Origin of the sequence: Arthrobacter sp. APC 3897 (assembly GCF_030407495.1) — a bacterium.
Lineage (GTDB): Bacteria > Actinomycetota > Actinomycetes > Actinomycetales > Micrococcaceae > Arthrobacter_B.
The window spans coordinates 48205-67047 of sequence record NZ_JASDDG010000012.1 but is presented as its reverse complement, the minus strand read 5'-3'; the positions used below and the strand labels follow the sequence as shown (position 1 = coordinate 67047).

The 18843-nt window shown below is 64.3% G+C and carries 15 protein-coding genes; 7 read left to right on the top strand and 8 right to left on the bottom strand.

The genetic code is table 11. The annotated features are described in order from the left end of the window. Positions 1-8 precede the first annotated feature (8 nt). Together QMA10_RS07715 and QMA10_RS07710 are read right to left on the bottom strand one after the other, a co-directional pair. Entirely contained in the window at positions 9-1622 is a 1614-nt protein-coding gene (locus QMA10_RS07715; protein WP_290167265.1) for an AMP-binding protein, read from the bottom strand. Positions 1623-1798: 176 nt separating this feature from the next. Then, positions 1799-2089 (bottom strand): DUF1540 domain-containing protein, encoded by a 291-nt coding sequence (locus QMA10_RS07710; RefSeq protein WP_290167263.1) that lies wholly within the window; start codon positions 2087-2089, stop codon positions 1799-1801. A gap of 282 nt (positions 2090-2371) precedes the next feature. Between QMA10_RS07710 and QMA10_RS07705 the strand changes: the two genes are divergently transcribed. Next, positions 2372-3982, top strand: a complete 1611-nt coding sequence (locus QMA10_RS07705; RefSeq protein ID WP_290167261.1) for an HNH endonuclease signature motif containing protein — start codon at positions 2372-2374, stop codon at positions 3980-3982. 42 nt (positions 3983-4024) lie between these two features. Here QMA10_RS07705 and QMA10_RS07700 read toward each other — a convergent pair whose 3' ends face one another. The 4 genes from QMA10_RS07700 to QMA10_RS07685 all read right to left on the bottom strand — a co-directional run bounded on the left by QMA10_RS07700 (position 4025) and on the right by QMA10_RS07685 (position 8366). Next, positions 4025-4978 carry a hypothetical protein gene (locus QMA10_RS07700; protein ID WP_290167260.1) on the bottom strand — a complete coding sequence of 318 codons (954 nt, stop codon included), beginning with the start codon at positions 4976-4978 and terminating at the stop codon, positions 4025-4027. A 31-nt stretch (positions 4979-5009) separates the two neighbouring features. Continuing rightward, positions 5010-5375: a DoxX family protein gene (locus tag QMA10_RS07695; RefSeq protein ID WP_290167259.1), complete on the bottom strand. Its 366-nt coding sequence runs from the start codon at positions 5373-5375 to the stop codon at positions 5010-5012. A 115-nt stretch (positions 5376-5490) separates the two neighbouring features. Further along, the gene (locus QMA10_RS07690) at positions 5491-6510 is read right to left on the bottom strand and encodes a LacI family DNA-binding transcriptional regulator (RefSeq protein WP_290167258.1); all 1020 of its coding nucleotides are present in this window, start codon (positions 6508-6510) and stop codon (positions 5491-5493) included. A gap of 131 nt (positions 6511-6641) precedes the next feature. Further along, positions 6642-8366, bottom strand: coding sequence for a glycoside hydrolase family 13 protein (locus QMA10_RS07685; protein WP_290167257.1), 1725 nt, complete (start codon positions 8364-8366; stop codon positions 6642-6644). Between the two features lie 312 nt (positions 8367-8678). Between QMA10_RS07685 and QMA10_RS07680 the strand changes: the two genes are divergently transcribed. The 3 genes from QMA10_RS07680 to QMA10_RS07670 all read left to right on the top strand — a co-directional run bounded on the left by QMA10_RS07680 (position 8679) and on the right by QMA10_RS07670 (position 12634). After that, positions 8679-9965: a maltose ABC transporter substrate-binding protein gene (locus QMA10_RS07680; protein WP_290167256.1), complete on the top strand. Its 1287-nt coding sequence runs from the start codon at positions 8679-8681 to the stop codon at positions 9963-9965. Positions 9966-10094: 129 nt separating this feature from the next. Next, a complete protein-coding gene (locus QMA10_RS07675) occupies positions 10095-11702 on the top strand; it encodes an ABC transporter permease subunit (RefSeq protein WP_290167254.1) in 1608 nt (535 codons plus the stop codon). After that, a complete protein-coding gene (locus tag QMA10_RS07670) occupies positions 11699-12634 on the top strand; it encodes a sugar ABC transporter permease (protein ID WP_290167251.1) in 936 nt (311 codons plus the stop codon). The genes QMA10_RS07675 and QMA10_RS07670 overlap by 4 nt, the downstream gene beginning before the upstream one ends. Here QMA10_RS07670 and QMA10_RS07665 read toward each other — a convergent pair. After that, a complete protein-coding gene (locus tag QMA10_RS07665; RefSeq protein WP_290167249.1) occupies positions 12631-13608 on the bottom strand; it encodes an aldo/keto reductase in 978 nt (325 codons plus the stop codon). The two genes, QMA10_RS07670 and QMA10_RS07665, sit on opposite strands and share 4 nt — an antisense overlap. A 179-nt stretch (positions 13609-13787) precedes the next feature. On the opposite strand from QMA10_RS07665, the gene QMA10_RS07660 reads away from it, so the two are divergent. Both QMA10_RS07660 and QMA10_RS07655 read left to right on the top strand, forming a co-directional pair. Then, positions 13788-14819 (top strand): CHAD domain-containing protein, encoded by a 1032-nt coding sequence (locus QMA10_RS07660; protein ID WP_290167247.1) that lies wholly within the window; start codon positions 13788-13790, stop codon positions 14817-14819. 42 nt (positions 14820-14861) lie between these two features. Then, positions 14862-16430 (top strand): MFS transporter, encoded by a 1569-nt coding sequence (locus QMA10_RS07655; RefSeq protein WP_290167245.1) that lies wholly within the window; start codon positions 14862-14864, stop codon positions 16428-16430. A gap of 9 nt (positions 16431-16439) precedes the next feature. On the opposite strand, the gene QMA10_RS07650 is transcribed toward QMA10_RS07655, so the two are convergent. Further along, positions 16440-17492 carry an LLM class flavin-dependent oxidoreductase gene (locus QMA10_RS07650; RefSeq protein ID WP_290167244.1) on the bottom strand — a complete coding sequence of 351 codons (1053 nt, stop codon included), beginning with the start codon at positions 17490-17492 and terminating at the stop codon, positions 16440-16442. 275 nt (positions 17493-17767) lie between these two features. On the opposite strand from QMA10_RS07650, the gene QMA10_RS07645 reads away from it, so the two are divergent. Then, the gene (locus QMA10_RS07645) at positions 17768-18841 is read left to right on the top strand and encodes a peptidoglycan bridge formation glycyltransferase FemA/FemB family protein (RefSeq protein ID WP_290167242.1); all 1074 of its coding nucleotides are present in this window, start codon (positions 17768-17770) and stop codon (positions 18839-18841) included. Positions 18842-18843: the final 2 nt, after the last annotated feature.

The following is an 18843-nucleotide window of genomic DNA, read 5'->3' as shown; positions in this document are numbered from 1 at the left end:
CCCGGTTCCTAGTTAATGCGCGCTTCGCGGCCTTCCCACTCCGGGGACCGCAGTTCATTCTTGCGGATTTTGCCGGTGGATGTCTTGGGCAGATCGATAATGAACTCCACGCTGCCCGGAGCTTTGTAGGAAGCAATCTGTGATTTGACGTGCTTCAGCAGGTCCGCCTCGGTCACGTCCTGGCCCGGAGCCAGCACCACGAAAGCCTTGGGCCGCTCACCCCAGCGTTCATCGGGAACGCCGATCACGGCGACGTCGGCGACTGCCGGATGGCTGGCCAGTGCCTGTTCCACCTCGATGGTGGAAATGTTCTCACCGCCGGACACCACCACGTCCTTGGAACGGTCCAGCAGCTGGACGTAGCCGTCCGGGTGCATCACGCCCAGGTCTCCGGTGTGGAACCAGCCGCCGTGGAAAGCTGTTGCCGTCCCCTCGTCATCGCGGTAGTAACCGCTCATCACCGAGTTGCCGCGCATCACTATCTCGCCCATTTCGACGCCGTCGGCCGCCACATCAGCCAGCCCGCCGTCGTCGTCCGGCAGATCGCGGACCACACGCAGGCGTTCAGACGTCAGCATGCCCACGCCCTGGCGGGCCATATTCTTGGCCAGCGCGTCCGCGTCCAGGTCCGCCCACGCGGCCTGCGGCTCGCACACCGAGTACGGACCGTATGACTCGGTGAGCCCGTAGACGTGCACAACGGTAGCCTGCAGCTGGTGGATCTTGTTGATGACGGTGGGGCTTGGGGGAGCACCGGCGGTGACGATGGTCAACGGGTGTTCCAGCGCGTGGGCTTCCTCCGCGGTGGCAATGGCGCTCAGGACAGTCGGAGCACCTGCGAGGTGGTCGATGCCGTGGGTGTCGATCAGCCGCCAAATCTCCGGGCCGCGTACGGCCCGCAGGCACACATGGGTGCCGGACGCGGCGGTCAGTGCCCAGGTGGTGCACCAGCCGTTGCAGTGGAACATAGGCAGCGTCCACAAGTAAGTGGTTTCTGCGCCGAAGCCCTGGTGGTGCACTTCGCCGAGGGAGTTGAGGTAGGCCCCGCGGTGCGTGTACTTCACGCCCTTGGGCCGGCCGGTGGTGCCGGAGGTGTAGTTCAGGCTGATGACACTGTTCTCGTCGTCGACTTCCCAGGGAAGCGGAGTGTCGGTTCCGCGGGACAGGAAATCGGAGTACGACGTCGTTCCCTCCACTGTGTCGAAGGTTCCGTCCTGGAGCGGAAAGGAAAAGGCTTCGTTGACCGTTTCGAGCTCCGGCGATCCTAGTCCGCGCAGCAGGTCCGGGTCGCCGAAGAGCAGGGTGGCTCCGGAATGGTTGCAGATGTACGCCACCTCGGGCGGGGACAACCGGGTGTTAAGCGGCACGATGACGCCGCCGGCCAGAGGTACGGCGTAGTGTGCGATCAGCAGCTCAGCTGAGTTGGTGCCAAGGAATGCCGCCCGGCCGCCCTTTTCCAGACCGGAGGCGCGAAGAGCGTGTGCGGTGCGGGTGACAGCCGCCGCGAGTTCCCGGTAGGTCAGGGTCCGGTCACCGTCGATGACGGCCGTCTTCCCCGGGTGTACCTGGGCTGCGCGTTCGAGGAAACGCAGAGGTGTCAAAGCAGTGTCCAAGCCGGGCATTATTCTCCTTTAGGGCAGGTTGATGCCCACCAACGCTACAGGGTTTGTGAGGCTTGGGTCACATTGAGTGCAGCGCTCAGGGATTTAAGCACCCTGCAGAGGGTTCGGCGCGAATCAGGGGCCCGCCTGCCCGGCCGGAGCTCGGCCGGGTCCGCTGGAGGCCCGCCGCCGGCTCGTCAGCGGGACTGATACGTCAAGCAATCCGCCGCCTCGGCTCCCGGGCCGACTTTAACGTCATGGGCCGTGCACATGAGGTGGTCATTGTGTCGGCATTCGCTGCGCAGACACGCGCCGACGGAGGCCAGAACCTTGGGCAGGCCGCCGGTTGCCGTGGTGTCGATGAAGGTGGAGCAGCTGGCGTGGTCGGGAGTTCCGCCCACGGTAATGGCATAAGCGGTGCAGCCGTCGTGGTTGTAGTCGCAGCTGTGAACGGAGCAGTCGCTGACGGGGGCTACGTGATCAGTCATGGTTCCTCCAAAGAAGGGGTGATGCCTGTCGGATTCCGAACGTACCACCGCAGCGGGCCAATAATTAGGGCGAATTTGTTGGACGTATTTCCGGGCCCTGAACGGTCGTGCTTCAGCCCGCAGGGTGTGGAAAGGATTGGAGCGGGCAGGTAAACCGGCTCTAGGTGCAGGTAGTTCGGGTGTAAAAGTCGGGTATTTTGAGAGTGTCAAAAGTGCCCGTTTTGGGACGTCGAGAGCCGTTTTCGGGACGGAAGTGTCGGTGCCGGGTGAAAGCCTAAGGACATGGATCAGGACGGATCTTTCCGAAGCAGCGGCACTGGCGATTTAGCCGGTGCCGGGCCGGGCGTTGTGGCCAGCCGGTCGGTCTTTGAAGCCGCTGCTGATGTTGCCCCGGGGCGTGACGGGTTCACGGGTTCGCTGGCGGTGCAGGGTGTTCAGTTCCTAACCCAGGATGAGGCCGGGGCGGTGTTGTCCCGGTTGGATTCCCTGGCCCGGTGGGCGCAGGCCCAGCAGGCTAAAGTCCTGCACCGGATGGAAACCCTCTTCCGCGACGACCTGCTTCAGGAAGTGGGCCGGGAAGACCCGGCCCTGACCTTCAGTCTGGCAGCGGAAGAAGCCGCAGCCATCCTGCACCTGCCCACGAACACCGCGAAAATGTTGATGAGTGACGCCGGACGGCTGTGCACCACCCACACCGCCACCCTGGGCCGGTTGGAGGAGGGGATGCTGGGGTACGGGCAGGTCCAGACCGTGTTGGACCAGTCCCTGAATGTTCCGGCGGCGGAGCTGGCCGGTTTTGAGGCGGATCTGCTGGAGCTGGCAGCGGCGGGGCAGACTTGTCCGCAGTTCCGGGTGAAGGCCAGGCGGTTGCGGGAGAAAACCTATCCGGAGACCATTCCGGTCCGGCACAGGACCGCTTTCGAGGCGCGCCGGGTGTGTTTGGCGCCGGATGAGGACGGCATGTCCTGGCTTTCGGCGTTGTTGCCGGCAGCCCGCGCCCAGCTGATTTTCACGCAGTTGAGTACTGCGGCGCGGGGTGAGCAGTCGGCCGGGGACCCGCGGGGTGTGGATCAGTTGCGGGCTGACATTCTGGCTGACCTGCTCGACGGCGACAGGGATGAGGATGCCAGCGGTAACGGAGACAGCGGTACTGAGAACAACGGAGACGAAGACAGCGGTACTGAGAACAACGGAGGCGAAGGCAGCCGTGCCGGCGGCAAAGCTGCGGGCAGGAAGACCAAGGCCCGGGCGCGGGCGCGGGCTGAGATTCTGGTGCTGATCACCGCTGAAACCCTGTTCGGGGCTGATGAGCAGCCTGCGGAGCTGCACGGGTACGGGCCGATCAGTCCGGAAACCGCCCGCCGGCTGGCCCGGGAGGCAGCCCGCTGGACGCCGGTGGAACGGCACCCGGACACCCATGAGGTTCTGCGGGTCGGACGGCGGCGGAAAGTTCCTCCCGGGCTGCAGCGCTGGCTCCGGGCCCGGGACGGGACGTGCCGGTTCCCGGGATGCCGGACCAATGCCGTGATCTCCGGGATTGACCACACCACACCGTGGTCCCGCGGCGGGGCCACCGACCACGACAATTTGGAGTATCTGTGCCGGCGGCATCACATGTTCAAGTCCCGGGGTTTCTGGAAAGCTAATCAGAGTGTCCCGGGGATTATTGAGTGGACGTCGCCCGGCGGGCGGACCTACCGGACCGATCCGCACCTCACCCTGGCCGCCGCCGGAACGACCACGCGACCAGCCACGCGATCAACCACGAAAGGGGACACCGGACCATGCCGGGAACCGGACAAAGACGCCGCGAAGCCCGCACTTATCCCGATGTCGGGCTGGATCCCTGCCGACGAGCTCCCTGACGACGGCGACGACCCGCCACCCTTCTAGCTGTAACTCTTCTAGTCTGGCGCCCTTCCAGCCCGCTATCTGTCAGCCCAGATCGTCAAGTTTGGTTTGTGCTTTCTCAACTGCTCGGCGTGCCGCTCGGGCTGTTCGGCGGGCACCGTCACGGGCCCGTTCCAGTGTGCCGGCGCGCCGGTCGGTTGCTGCCACTTCGTGTTCCAGTTCGCGGATCCTGTCCCGTAGATCGTCAATTTCATCAGTCAGCTCATCGCGGCGGGCGGCGACAGCATCGACTTCTTCCTGTGCAGCCCGCAGCGATTCTTCGGCTTTCCCAGCCTCCCGCCGGGCATCATCCAAGGAGGTTTTGGCCGCTCGGAGTGCTCGTGCAGCCGCGGCGCTACCTGCAGATTTCTTCTTGGCGACCGGTGTTCCGCCGGAGCTGGACCCTGGGCTGGACCCCGTACCGGACCCAGTATCGGACTTGGACGCAGATTTGCGCTGCCGGCCGCCGCTGGCAGAGAGCGGCCGGACCGATGCCGGATCGGCTACGGACCCCTCGACGTTCACGGGGTCCCAGCCATTGGCTTCCAGCCCGTGTACCAGCTGGCCGCTGGCTGCAGCGGCGGCAGCATCGGCGTCGGTCATGGCTGCCCACAACGTTTGTTCCACTTCGGCACCTACCGCCGCACTGACGGGTCGGCCCAGTTCTTCCGCGAGGCTGCGCGCATCCCGGGCGGCAGAACGCAGCAGGCGCTGACGCTCTCCGCTGAGCCGCCGCAGCTGCTGCTGGTCCATGTCGTCCTGGGCTTCGCGCAGCACAGCCCCAAGCTCCAAAACTTCAGAGATGAGCTCAGGCCGGTGCAGGGCCAACATGTTCACCAGCCACGCTCCGGCAGAGGGCTTGGGCAAGGCCCGCACCGCCCTGCCCAGCTCCTTGTCTCCGGACTTTGTGGCCTGTGCGGCCAGATTGTTTCTGGCAGCGGTGAACGTGTCGGGCATCAGCGCGTACAGTTCCGCTACGGCCTGAGCCAGGTCCGGCATGCCATTCCACCTACATCGGTTGGTCAGTTCGTCACATCATTTGATCCAGCCGGCCCCACAACACAATTCCGGCCATCACCAGCAGGATAGCCGGAAGCACCGCGGCCTGCTGCTGGCCCTGCCGCACGTGCAAGAGGACTGCCAGGGACATCAGCGCGGCCAAACAGGCTGCAGCTGCGGCTGTCACGAGGGACGGCCACCCCAGTATTCCCGGGGCCAGGATACAAATACCGGCAATAAGTTCCACCGCGCCCAAGGTTCGGATTGTTCCGGGAGAATAACCGTCAGTCCAAGGCAGTCTCCTCAGGGAGGGTGCGGGGCGGGTCAGGCGCAGCCCTCCGATTCCCACGAACATGAGGGCCAGGACTATCTGCGGGATCCAGAGAAAAGGGGTCATGGGCGCGGCGGTATCCCTCGGGCAGCAGAACTGGTTGGCTGAGGTTCAAGTCAAGCACGCTTTTCGCGGCATAACGAGGGTGCAGCCCCAGCTGCCAGCCGGGCACGGGAAGGGCTCAGCGGCGCAGCTCTGAGGGGACCGAGGTGCTGGAGCGGACAACGAAGCCGGTGGGGTAGAACCGCTGGATCCAATCGGCTTCCAGCGGTTTCTTCGCCAGCAGCGACAACACCGCTTCGACGGCGGCGGCCCCCTGCCCCTTCGGATCCTGGCTGACGGTGGTCAAGCCGAAAACTTCCCCGAGCTCGTGCCCGTCAATGCCGATGACGGACAAGTCTTCAGGAACCCGCAGTCCCAGGCTCCTGGACGCGAGGATGGTCCCGATAGCGAGTTCATCGGAGGCGCAGAAGATGCCGGTGGGACGGTTGTGGGGTGCCGCCAGAAGGCTCTTGGCAGCCTCCATGCCGCTGGCCACGGAGAAGTTCGGACTGTTGATGTGCAGGCATTCCAAGCCTGCCCGTGCCATGGCCCGCTCATAGCCGTCACGGCGGGTGCTCCCCATTCGGAAATCGCGTTCGAGCTCTTCACCGCCGCCAATATGGGCAATCCGGGTGTGGCCCAGCGAGATCAGATGATCGGTGGCCAGCATGGATATGCCGGCCTCGTCCACACGGATGGTGGGGGTCCCGGGCAGCGGCCCGCCGATGGCGACAATGGGCTTCCCCACAGCGTGCAGCTGGGAGAGTTCCTCGTCCGTGAGTTTTAGGGCCACCGCTATTACCGCGTCGAGCCTCTTGCGGCGCAGCATCTCCGTCAACACGCTCTCGCGGTGACCTGGACCGTCACTGGTGTTGTAGAGCGTCAGATCATAGCCGGCATCGATGAGCGCTGCCGCAGCACCTTCGAGAACCTGGGAGAAATACCAGCGGCCCACGGTGGGCATGACAATTCCGATGTTCCGGCTCCGCCCCGACGCCAGCGACGACGCGTTGTAGGACAGCACGTAGCCCAGCTCATCCGCGGCCTCCTGAACCTTTCGGCGCGTTGACTCGGACACCTTCCCGTTGCCGCTGAGGGTACGCGAAACCGTTGCCGATGAAACTCCGGCACGTGCGGCCACATCTTTGATGCCTGCCACGGTTCGGTTCTCCTCGGATCGGCTTTTGCAGCGGCGGATGACGGCTTGGCCGGCCGCGGTACACGGAACCGGCCGGCAGCCGGCAGTGAATCGGGTGTACGGCACCGGGCCGAAGCCCGGTGCCGCAGGAATTAGCTTAGCCGGAGCCAGACGCCGTGGTTGGGCGCCAGGATTCCTTCGGCGGCAGCTCCCGCTTCACTGGCGACCAGCACCTCGCCCGAAGGAAGGTCCACCGGCTCGCTGCCCATGTTGAGCACCACCAGAACGTTGCCGTTCACGAAGGCAACAACAGATTCACCGTCGACGTCGGGCCACCATGCCAGGGAACCGGCGCCCAGGGCATACTCCCGGCGGACCGCCAGCGCGCTGCGGTACAGGTTCAGTGTTGACGCCGGATCCTCGCGCTGGGCATCCCGGGCCAGTGCGGCCCAGTCGGCAGGCTGGGGGAGCCACGCGGAGCCGGTGCTGCTGAAGCCGAAGCTGTCAGCGGCCGCGTGCCACGGCAGCGGAACGCGGCAGCCGTCACGGCCCAGCCGTGCCCCACCCGTGCGGTGATAGCTGGGGTCCTGGCGGAAGTCATGCGGCATGGTGGTGTGGTCCGGCAGGCCCAGTTCTTCACCCTGGTACAGATAAACGCCGCCGGGCAGCGCCAGCATCAGCAGAGTTGCAGCGCGGGCCCGGGACAGCCCGAGTTCGTAATTGGGCTGCGGGTCTTCCGGGCCCAGCCCGTCACCCGGACGCTCCTGATGGCCCTCGATGCCGAACCGGGAGGCATGGCGGACGACGTCATGGTTGGACAGAACCCAGGTGGTGGGCGCTCCCACCTTGTCGAAGGCCTCCAGCGAGGAGCCGACGACGTGGCGCACGGCGCCGGCGTTCCAGCTGTGGTTCAGGTAAGCGAAGTTGAACGTCTGATGCATCTCATCGGAGCGTACCCAGTCGGAGAGCCGGTCCAGCGGATCAATGGTGGCTTCGGCACACAGGACGCGTTCGCCGTCGTACTCCTCCAGCAGCTTGCGCCACGAACGGAAGATGTCGTGGACCTCCGGCTGGCCAAACATCGGTGCCTCGTGTCCCGGGAAACCCTCGGAGGAGCAGCCGTCGGCACGTCCGCCCCAGTCCGGGAGGCCGGACTTCTTGATCAGGGCATGGGCAACGTCCACCCGGAAGCCGCCGACACCGCGGTCCAGCCAGAAGCGCAGCACGCGCTCGAACTCCGAACGAACGGCGGGGTTGTCCCAGTTAAAGTCGGGCTGGCTGGAGTCAAACAGGTGCAGGTACCACTGGCCGGGAGTGCCGTCAGTATTGATGGTTCGGGTCCAGGCCGATCCGCCGAAATGGGACTGCCAGTTGTTGGGCGGAGCGTCACCGTTTTCACCGGTTCCGTCACGGAAAATGAACATGTCACGCTCGGGTGAATTCTCCGGAGCGGCCAGCGCTGCCTGGAAAAGTGCGTGTTCGCTGGAACAGTGGTTGGGCACCAGATCCACGATGATCCGGATTCCGTGGCCGGACGCCGCGTTAACGAGGGCATCGAAATCGTCCAGCGTTCCGAACAGGGGATCGACGGAGCAGTAGTCAGCCACGTCGTATCCGGCGTCATTCTGCGGCGACCGGTAGAACGGTGAAAGCCACAGTGCATCAATGTCCAGCTCCGCCAGCGAGGCCATCTCGGCGGTGATGCCCGGCAGGTCGCCGATGCCGTCGCCGCTCAGATCGCGGAAAGAGCGCGGATACACCTGATAGATGACTGATGAGCGCCACCACTGGCGTTCATGCTCGCTGGAGGCAGCGTGAAGGGGGACAAGGGCGGAGGAGGCATCAGGGCCAGGGGTGGAGATAACGTCGCTGAGCATGGGAGCCATCCTAGAGGCACTGAGGGCGATAAATGAAAACGCTTCCACAAGGTCATCCAACGCTAAGATTGCTGACGAATCCGCCCGTTTCGCGCTAAGGCCCACACTGAGACGGTGTCGCAGCCCACTACCTAGTGTGATGCCGATCTGTGATTGGACGCACAGGGTGTACGCGCTTACACTTTCTCCATACTTAGGTCCCGGCGGAGACTCTCCGTTTGCTCCTGTTCCCTGCGCTTCAACAGCACAGCGGAGAACCGGGCGCTGCCTGAGACAGCCTGACACCATTGAAAATCTAGGAGAGGTACACCAATGAAGGTGCACACCACGGGTACGACGGCGTTTGGCCGCCGTTCCTTCGCTCTCGGGGCCGTTTCGGTCACCGCTGCCCTTGTCCTCAGCGCCTGCGGCGGCGGCGACGCTGCCGAAAGCTCGGACTCCACCGATCTTGCCAGCGCCGGCGCCACCACCCTCACCATGTGGGTTGACGCGGAGCGTTCGCCGGCCCTCACCGATGTCACTGCCCGGTTCAAGGAAGACACCGGCATTGAAATCAAGCTGGTGACCAAGGACTTCGAGCAGGTTTCCGATGACTTCATCACCCAGGTTCCCACCGGCAAGGGTCCGGACCTCATCGTCGGCCCGCACGACTGGCTGGGCAAGTTCGTCCAGAACGGCGTGATCGCACCGATCGAGCTGGGCGACAAGGCCGCAGAATTCCAGGAATCCTCCGTTGCTGCCATGACGTATGAGGGCAGCACCTACGGTGTTCCCTACTCCATCGAAAACATTGGCCTGCTGCGCAACGCGGACCTGGTTCCCGAGCCGGCAACCACCATGGACGAAGTCATCGCCAACGGCAAGGCTGCCGTCGAAAACGGTGCCGAGTTCCCGTTCCTGGTGGGCATGGACCCCAAGCAGGGCGATCCGTACCACCTGTACCCGTTCCAGACCTCCATGGGTGTCCCCGTCTTCGGAACTGACGAGAACGGCGGCTACGACGCCTCCAAGCTGGAGCTGGGCAACGAAAACGGTGCTGCCTTCGCAGCCAAGGTGAAGGAATGGGGCGAAGGCGGCGCAGGCATCCTGAACTCCAACATCACCGCGGACATCGCCAAGGAGAAGTTCAACGCCGGAGCGTCCCCGTACTTCCTGACCGGTCCGTGGAACGTGCCGCTGGCCCAGGAAGCCGGGATCAACGTCGTCGTCGACCCGCTTCCCACCGCCGGTGACCAGCCCGCGCAGCCCTTCATCGGTGTGAACGGCTTCTTCATCAGCTCCAAGAGCCAGAACTCCCTGGCCGCCACTGAGTTTGCCCTGAACTACCTGACCACCGAGGCCGTCCAGGACGCCATGTTCGAAGGCGGCGGACGTCCGCCGGCCCTGACCGCATCCTTTGAGAAGGCTGCCGAAGATCCGATCGTTGAAGCCTTCGGCAAGATCGGTGCCGACGGCGTCCCCATGCCGGCCATCCCGGAAATGGGTGCCGTTTGGGCTGACTGGGGCGGCACCGAGCTTGCCCTGATCAAGGGCCAGGGCGATCCCGCAGAGTCCTGGGCAAAGATGGTCAGCAACGTCGAAGCCAAGATCGCCAAGTAGTCCGGCATCAGCCGCACCTGAGATAGACACGCCCGCCGGTGCATACGCCGGCGGGCAAGGTATCCGGGCCGGGACGCCGCCCAGTTTCTGAGCGGCGTCCCGGCCCGAACCGGTTCAAGGAGAACCCCGATGGTTGACCAGCTGGACACCCCTGTCCGCTCCCGTACTTCCGCACCGCAGAAGAAAACCCGCCGCAGCCCGGATTCAACAGCGGGACTGCTCGCGAAGATCCTGCTCCTGGGCCTGACGGATGCGTTTGCCGTATACGTCCTCATGGCCCTGTTCATGAATGAGAAATGGCTGATTCTCGCCGTTGCCACCGCCGTGACGGTCCTCATCAACTGGATCTACCTGCGCCGCGGCGGGCTGCCGGCCAAATACCTGGCTCCCGGCGTCCTGTTCCTGCTCGTCTTTCAGGTTTTTGTGGTGGTGTACAGCGGCTACGTGGCCTTCACCAACTACGGCGACGGACACAACAGCACCAAGGAGGATGCCATTTCCTCCATTTCCATGAGTGCGCAGAAGCGCGTTCCGGATTCGCCGGCGTACCAGGTGTCGGTGGTGGAAAAGGATGACGTCCTGTCGCTGCTGGTCACGGATCCCGACGGCGGCGTCCGCATCGGCACCACCGGCGAACCGCTGGAGGACGTTGAAGACGCCGAAATCGGCGGAACCGGCAAAGCCGTTGGCGCGGACGGCTACCGGACCCTGAACTTCAACGAACTGTTGTCCGTCCAGCAGGAAATCACCGCCATCAAGGTTCCGCTTTCGGAAGACCTCGACGACGGCATCCTGCAGACCGCCGACGGTTCCAACGCCTACGTCTTCAAACCGGTCCTGGTGTATGACGAGGCGGCTGACACTTTCACTGACACGGAGACCGGCGTGGTCTACGCCGACGGCGGCGAGGGCTCCTATGTCTCGGACAGCGGCGAGCGGCTGCCGACCGGTTGGAAGGTGGGCGTGGGCTTCGAGAACTTCGAGCGTGCCTTCACCGATCCTGATCTGCGCGGCCCCCTGGTCAGTGTCATTCTCTGGACCTTCACCTTCGCCCTGGGATCGGTTCTGCTCTGTTTCGGACTGGGCCTGTTCCTGGCACTGACGTTCAACCACCCGAACCTGCGCGGCAAGAAGATCTACCGCACCATCATGATTCTGCCCTACGCGTTCCCGGCGTTCCTGGCCGGACTGGTGTGGTCCGGAATGCTCAACCAGGAATTCGGCTTTATCAACGAAACACTCTTCGGCGGAGCGGACATCCCCTGGCTAACCGATCCCTGGCTGGCCAAGTTCAGCGTGCTGCTGGTGAACACCTGGCTGGGCTTCCCCTATATGTTCCTGGTCTGCACCGGAGCCCTGCAGTCGCTGCCGGATGACGTCAACGAAGCAGCACGCATGGACGGCGCCTCGGCCTGGCGGATCTTCCGCTCCATCAAGCTGCCGCTGCTGCTGGTCTCCACCGCTCCGCTGCTGATCTCCACATTTGCCTTCAACTTCAACAACTTCAACGTGATCTTCATGCTCACCGGCGGCGGCCCGCGGTTCTCCGACACCAACATGGACATCGGCGCCACGGACCTGCTGATCACGCTGGTCTACAAGGTGGCGTTCGGCCAGGGGTCAGGACGTGACTACGGCCTGGCCAGTGCGCTGGCAGTCATCATCTTCATCATCGTTGCAGTCATCTCCGCGGTCAGCTTCCGGCAGACCAAGGCGCTGGAGGAAGTGAACTCATGAGCAATTCGACTCTGACCCCGGCAGGCAAGGGCACCGCGGAAAGCACCGCAGGCACCGTCGCTGCACAGCCGCGCAAGAGCTTTGGCCACTGGTTCCGGGACAAGGGATGGCGCCACCTCGTGGGCGTGGTCATGGGCGTTTTTGCCCTCTTCCCGCTGGCCTACGTACTCTCCGCAGCACTCAGTCCCACCGGAACGCTGGTCTCAGCCAACGGACTGTTCACCACCGTTGCGCTCGACAACTTCATCGACCTGTTCTCGGATCCGCAGAAGCCTTTTGCCAAGTGGTTCATGAACACGCTCATTGTCGGGCTGATTACCAGCGCGGGGACCGTGTTCCTCGGCGCCCTGGCAGCCTACTCCTTCTCCCGGATGCGGTTCACCGGCCGCCGGTTCGGACTGATGAGCCTGATGCTTCTGCAGATGTTTCCGCAGATGCTCGGCGTCGTTGCCATCTTCCTGCTGCTCAGCGGCATCTCCGACGTCGTGCCGTGGCTTGGCCTGGGCAGCCAGACCGGCCTGATCATGGTCTACCTCGGCGGGGCGCTGGGTGTGAACACCTACCTGATGTACGGGTTCTTCAATACGGTGCCGAAGTCCCTGGATGAGGCGGCCCGCATCGACGGCGCCAGCCATGTACAGATCTTCTTCACCATCATCCTGCGCCTGGTCACTCCCATTCTGGCCATCGTGGGACTGCTGTCATTCATTACGGCCACCGGGGAATTCCTGATCGCCTCCATTGTCCTGAATGATCCGGACGCCCAGACCCTCGCCGTGGGCCTGTACTCCTTCGTGGGGGACAGCCAGTCCCGCTCCTGGGGCGTGTTCTCCGCCGGCGCGGTCCTTGCGGCGCTGCCCGTCATGGCGCTGTTCCTGTTCCTGCAGCGCTTCATTTCCTCCGGCCTCACTTCCGGAGCGGTGAAGGGCTAGAAACCTGCCACGGGGCGGGGCGTGTAGCTCCGCTCCAGCTCTTCCAGGTCCTCCGGCGAAAGCCGGAGGTCCAGGGCGGCTACGGCATCATCCACGTGCCCGACGTCGGAGGCTCCCACCAGCGGAGCACTCACCACGGGGTGGGCCATCACCCAGGCCAGGGCCACCCGCGCGCGCGGAACGCCGTGTCGCAGCGCAACGCTGAGGACGGCATCGGCGACGGCACGATTAGCTTCCTCGGAGCCGGCATAGAGTAAGTGGCCCAGTTCATCCTGCTGCTGCCGCCGGGTGACCTCATCCCACGGGCGTGCCAGCCTGCCCCGCGCCAACGGCGAGTAAGCCAGCATTCCGGTCCCTGTGGCCTGGCACAGGGGAAGCATTTCCCGCTCCTCCTCGCGGTACACCAGGTTGTAGTGGGCCTGCATGGTGATGAACGGTGACCATCCATGCGCCTGCTGCAGGGTCAGCGCCCGGGCAAACTGCCAGGCGTGCATGGTGGACGCGCCTAAGTACCGGACTTTTCCTGCCCGCACTAAACCATCCAGTGTCTCCAGAGTCTCCTCCAGCGGAGTGGTGGAGTCCCAGCGGTGCACCTGGTAAAGATCGATGTAATCCGTGCCAAGGCGTTTCAGGCTTGCGTCCACCTGCCAGAGGATGTGCTTGCGGGAGAGCCCCCATCCGTTGGGGCCGGGCGACATTTCACCATGCACCTTGGTGGCAATCACCACTTCTTCCCGCGGTACGTCCTTCAGGACGGTGGCGCTGAGGGTGCGCTCGCTGTCCCCGGAAGAGTAGACATTGGCGGTGTCGAAGAAATTGATTCCCAGCTCCACTGCCCGGTGCAGAATCGCCCGGGACTCAGGTTCGTGAAGCGTCCAGCCGTGCATCCCGCGCTGGGGATTGCCAAAGGCCATGCATCCCAGTCCCACTGCGGACACCACGGCCCCCGAGTTGCCCAGTTTCGTGTATCGCATGCCCGGCCCTCATGGTTGACGATGTTTCAGGATGAAAGTGTGCGGACAGCCGCCCTGTTCCGTTCGTATCGGCGATGCTACCGGTGGGCCGCAGCCGAATAACAGGGGACTTGCCCTCCGGACCGCCGCGCGGGCCCAACCCCCTGCCTTGGACCGCTTTTCCGGTCCTATACTGAGCCATGCCTACCGCTCAGGAGCCCGACATCCAGGAGCGTGAGCCCCGATCCGGCACCAGGAAAAACATCCGAAACGTTAAGGCGGGATCCGGCCACTCGCCTCCGGCGCAAACGGCCGCGCAGATGGCGGTGCGCGTGGCTGCTGAGCAGCCGGCCCCGCCCGAACCCGACGGTCCGGTCGGGCGGTTATTGCAGGCCTACCTGCACAGGCAGTTCCTTACCCTGCTGGGGGAGGATGCCCGGATACGGACCAACGAGACGGATGCCGTCCACAAAATGCGGGTCAGCACCCGCAGGATGAGGTCGGCGTTGGCCAGTTACCGCACTTTCCTGCCCCCGGAACCTGCGCGTGAAGTACGGGACGAACTGAAATGGCTGGCCGGGATCCTGGGGGCCGCAAGGGATGCACAGGTGCTGCGGGTGCGGCTGCAGGACCTCGTGGCGGAGCAACCTGCAGAACTGGTGATGGGGCCGGTGCAGCAGCACATTGATGAGGAACTGCTGAGCGAGTACTCCTCCGCCCGAGGCATCGCTGGGGACGTGTTGGACGGTGAGCGGTATCTGGCTTTGCTCCGGCAGCTGGAAACCGTGGTGACAGCACCCGGTTTCACACCCAAGGCGGATGCACCCGCTGCCCGAAGCGCCGCGGACATGCTCAAACGCGATCGTAAGCGCCTGCACCGGCAGGTTCGGGCAGCCCGCCGGGCCGGCCACGGGGAACATCTGTCGGAATCCCTGCATGAAGCACGCAAGGAAGCCAAACGCCTGCGCTACGCCGCTGAAGTGGCTCAGCCGGTTCATACCGCCGGCGCCGCCGAACTGATCACCGGCGCCGAACATCTGCAGAAGATTCTCGGCGAACACCAGGACAGCGTGGTCAGCCGGCAATACCTGAGCCGGTGGGGCGCGGGGAGCTCAGGTGCGGGACAGAACGGGTTCACATACGGGCTGCTGCATGCGATGGAGGAGCAACGCGGAGAGCGGGCACGGAAACGGTTCCGCAAAGCATGGCCGGGGTTTCCCAAGGCGGTCTGACACGGAACACGTACCCTTGACCCTTCGGACGGAGGCGCTCTGATGGCTTCGGAATCACCGTGGGCACCCCTGCGGCGCCGGGCGTTCCTGATTCTCTGGCTGGCGAACATCGGGTCCAGCATCGGTACGTGGATGCAGACGGTCGGTGCGCAGTGGTACCTGGTGGAAAACAGCTCGAACCCCGCGCTGGTATCCCTGGTGCAGACGGCGAACCTGGCGCCCTCCCTGCTGCTTGGCCTCATTGCCGGGTTCCTTGCCGATGCCTTTAATCGGCGGCGGCTGATCCTCGGTGCAAATCTGTTTGCCGCCGGGGCTGCCAGCCTGTTGACCCTGGTGGCGGCCCTGGGGCTGCTGGATCCTGACTCCCTGTTGCTGTACACCTTCCTGATCGGCTGCGGAGTGGCCCTCAGCCAGCCGGCGTGGCAGGCCATCAACCCGGATCTGGTGCCGTGGGAGGAAATCCGTGCGGCGTCGGCGCTGAGCAGTATGGCGGTCAACGGAGCACGCGCCGTGGGTCCGGCGCTGGGCGGTGTGCTCGTCTCCCTGCTCGGCCCCGCTTTTGTGTTCGGGCTAAATGCAGTGTCCTTCCTGGGCACCGCGGTGGCTGTCTATGTGTGGCGGGCACCCCCGGAACCCGAAGACCCCGAGCGGATGGGGGAAGCGCTCGCGGCCGGCATGCGTTACATCCGGGCAGCTCCGCGCATCCGGCGCATCCTGCTCCGGACTGCTCTCTTCATGACGCCCGCCAGTGCCCTGTACGCGCTGCTGCCGGTGGCCGTGAACGGGCACCTCGGGCTCGGATCAACGGGCTACGGCCTCCTGCTGGGGGCGCTGGGGGCGGGCGCGGTCCTGGGCGTGATTCTGCTGCCGAGAGTCAAGGACAGGGTCCACGACAACTTGATGCTGGGCATGTCCGCCGCCGTTTTTGGCGCGGCAATTATCGGCGCCGGCTTCCTGCCGGCCTGGCTGCTGGCCATCCTGCTGGTCCTGGCCGGAATTTCCTGGATCGCGACGTTCTCGATCCTCAACAGCGCCATGCAGCTCACACTGCCTGAATGGGTTCGGGCACGGGGGCTGTCGGTGTACCTGATGGTGACCACTGGATCCCAGGCCATCGGCGCCGTCGTCTGGGGATCCTTCGCCACCGCATTCGGCTATGCTCCGGTGCTGGCCGCAGCGGGAGCACTGCTGGTGGCGGCAGGATTGAGTGTCCCTGTACTGCCGTTGCTGCCGCGCACCGGCAGGTTGGACCGGAGCGTTGCCGAAGCGGACCTGGGTATCGAAGCCACCCAGGAGCCGGCACCCAACGACGGGCCGGTCACCATCCTCACGGCCTACGAGCTGGCCCCCGATAAGGCCGCCGAGTTTGTGCGGCTGATGCATGAGGTGCGCCTGTCCAGGATGCGTACCGGTGCCCGGGACTGGGAACTGGTGCATTCAGTGACGGATGCCCGCCAGTTCCGGGAGATCTACGACGTTGCCACCTGGCGGGAATACCTGCGTCAGGAACAGGAACGGATCACCGGGGAGGACCGGCGGGTCATGGACGAGGCAGCAGCCCTGGCCGAAGTGCAGCCGCGCACCCGCTGGTTCCTCCCGGCGTCGGCATAGTGTGCCGGGTCAGTCCAGCGGATCCATTCCGGCGAGCTGTTCACGGACCAGCGGAGCCACTTCAGTGCCGTACAGGCGGATGCAGTTCATCATATTCTCGTGCGGAAGCGTCCCCAGGCTGTACTTCATGTCGAAGCGGCTCAGCTCCAGTTCCGTGGCGACCCGGACAATTTTGGCGGCGACAGTTTCCGGGGAACCGATGAACAGCGCACCGTCGGGGCCGGCGGAGGCCAGGTAGTCGCTGTACGTGGTGGGGCTCCAGCCGCGCTCGCGGCCAATTCTGTTCTGCATGCGCTCGAAATGCGGCCATGCTTCCTCGAGTGCCTGCTCATCGGTTGCAGCGACGTAACCGGGGGAGTGGGCGCCCACCGGGAGCATCGGACGGCCGAACTGGGCCAGAGCGCGCTTGTACAGATCCACGAAGGGGGCAAAGCGGGCCGGTTCACCGCCAATGATCGCCAGCATGAGAGGCAAACCGTAATGGGCGGCACGCACCACGGACTGAGGGGTGCCGCCGACGGCGATCCACGTCGGCAGTTCCCCTGAAGCGGTGGGCGGGTAGACACGCTGGTTCTGCAGGGGTGCCCGGGTGCTGCCGTTCCATGTCACCGGATTCTCGCTGCGCAGCCGGGTGAAGAGCTCCAGCTTTTCTTCAAAAAGCTCCTCGTACTGGGACAGTTCCAGGCCAAAGAGCGGGAAGGATTCCGTGAAGGAGCCGCGGCCCAGCACCACCTCGGCACGGCCGTTGGAGACTGCATCCAGAGTGGAGAAGCGCTGGAAGACACGGATTGGATCATCGGAACTCAGGACTGTGACTGCCGAGCCCAACCGGATGCGGCTGGTTTGCCCGGCAATGGCTGCCAGGACAACGTCCGGGGCCGACACCGCAAAGTCGTCGCGGTGGTGTTCGCCGATTCCGATGAAGTCAATGCCCACCGAATCCGCCAGAACGGCCTCGGCCACTACGTTGCGCAGGACCTGAGGCTGCGCCAGCCGTTCGCCGTCCGGATCAGAGGTGACGTCACCAAAAGTATCCAGTCCGAGTTCCAGTTGCCGTCCCATGTGAAGCCCGCCATTCCGTAAAAGTCCATGTGTTTGCATCTAGTCTAGCGGCACTCGCCCTCCGCGCACGCCATCCTGAGCAGGGAGGGCGGAGTCCTGGGGAAACCGGGCGCTTTTGGGGAGCTGAACTCACAATCCCGCAGCCCGCGGATTTCATTCAGCCGTGACACCAGCAGATAGACTGAAGGACGGTTCCCCGGGGTTTTGCCGGGGCCGCTCCGGATCACCCGCAATGGTGCAAACGATCAAGCGATCAAGCGATTAGTTGAGGTATTTTGCGAGACTTTAGTGCACGCCTGGCCACTGCCGACGAGATGGAAAAGTGGGACAGCCACGTGCAGTCCAACCCGTGCGGCGGGAACGTGCTGCAGTCCGCGTCCTACGCGGAGGTCAAGTCCCGCCATGGCTGGAATCCCATCTATCTTGTCTTCACGGGCCGCGGTTACACGACGTACAACCTGGCCATAGAGAAGAAAGTCCCCGGGCTGGGCAGCCTCTGGTACCTCATTAAGGGGCCCGACGTCGCGGAGCCGGCCCACGTGCCCGAAGTGCTTGAGGCGCTGCGCCGGTTCATCAGGGAAACCAAGCGGAACGTCTTCGCCGTCAAGGTGGAACCTGACATTGTGGACAGCCCCGAGGTGCGTGCCCTGTTCGAAGGTGCAGGCCTGGTGAAGACGTTCAACCTGCAGCCCAATGACTCCACGGCCCTGCTGGACACCACACCGGACACCGAGCAGCTGCTGAAGAACCTTTCATCGCGCGGACGCAATGCGGTCCGCCGTGCCATCCGTGAGGGCGCCGATGTCCGGCGTGTCGAGCCGACCGAAGAGAACATGCGCACCATGTACCGGCTCATGAGCCACATCGAGGACCGTTCATCGGCCAGGATGCGCTCCTACGAGTATTACCACCGCTTCTGGTCCAACTTCGTGGCCGCGGGCCAGGGCCGGTTCTACTTCGCCTTTGAAGAGGGCGAACCCACAGTTGGTGCGTTTGTCATCGCCTACGGCAGGAAGGGGACGTATAAGGACGGCGGATCCAAACCCCGCCGCAACCAGTACGGAGACTCCCACCTGGTGCAGTGGACCGCGATCAACGAACTGAAGGAAGACTTCGGCATTGAAGAGTATGACTTCTGCGGCACCCCGCCCAGTGACCAGCTGAAGAACAAGGAACATCCCCATCACGGCCTGGGCCTCTTCAAAACCAGCTTCTCGAAAACCGTCACGGACTTCGTGGGCTGCTATGACCTGATCCTGGATCCGCTGCGGTACAAGGTATGGAACACCATCGGTGAACGTGTGGCCCGGCAGATCTACTGGCGCCGGCACCAGCAGCCGTTCTACTAAAA

Bases quoted from the DNA above. Each gene is read 5' to 3' on its own strand.
- QMA10_RS07715 (WP_290167265.1), bottom strand. From the start codon at position 1,622: ATGCCCGGCTTGGACACTGCTTTGACACCTCTGCGTTTCCTCGAACGC.
- QMA10_RS07710 (WP_290167263.1), bottom strand. From the start codon at position 2,089: ATGACTGATCACGTAGCCCCCGTCAGCGACTGCTCCGTTCACAGCTGC.
- QMA10_RS07705 (WP_290167261.1), top strand. From the start codon at position 2,372: ATGGATCAGGACGGATCTTTCCGAAGCAGCGGCACTGGCGATTTAGCC.
- QMA10_RS07700 (WP_290167260.1), bottom strand. From the start codon at position 4,978: ATGCCGGACCTGGCTCAGGCCGTAGCGGAACTGTACGCGCTGATGCCC.
- QMA10_RS07695 (WP_290167259.1), bottom strand. From the start codon at position 5,375: ATGACCCCTTTTCTCTGGATCCCGCAGATAGTCCTGGCCCTCATGTTC.
- QMA10_RS07685 (WP_290167257.1), bottom strand. From the start codon at position 8,366: ATGCTCAGCGACGTTATCTCCACCCCTGGCCCTGATGCCTCCTCCGCC.
- QMA10_RS07680 (WP_290167256.1), top strand. From the start codon at position 8,679: ATGAAGGTGCACACCACGGGTACGACGGCGTTTGGCCGCCGTTCCTTC.
- QMA10_RS07675 (WP_290167254.1), top strand. From the start codon at position 10,095: ATGGTTGACCAGCTGGACACCCCTGTCCGCTCCCGTACTTCCGCACCG.
- QMA10_RS07670 (WP_290167251.1), top strand. From the start codon at position 11,699: ATGAGCAATTCGACTCTGACCCCGGCAGGCAAGGGCACCGCGGAAAGC.
- QMA10_RS07665 (WP_290167249.1), bottom strand. From the start codon at position 13,608: ATGCGATACACGAAACTGGGCAACTCGGGGGCCGTGGTGTCCGCAGTG.
- QMA10_RS07660 (WP_290167247.1), top strand. From the start codon at position 13,788: ATGCCTACCGCTCAGGAGCCCGACATCCAGGAGCGTGAGCCCCGATCC.
- QMA10_RS07655 (WP_290167245.1), top strand. From the start codon at position 14,862: ATGGCTTCGGAATCACCGTGGGCACCCCTGCGGCGCCGGGCGTTCCTG.
- QMA10_RS07650 (WP_290167244.1), bottom strand. From the start codon at position 17,492: ATGGGACGGCAACTGGAACTCGGACTGGATACTTTTGGTGACGTCACC.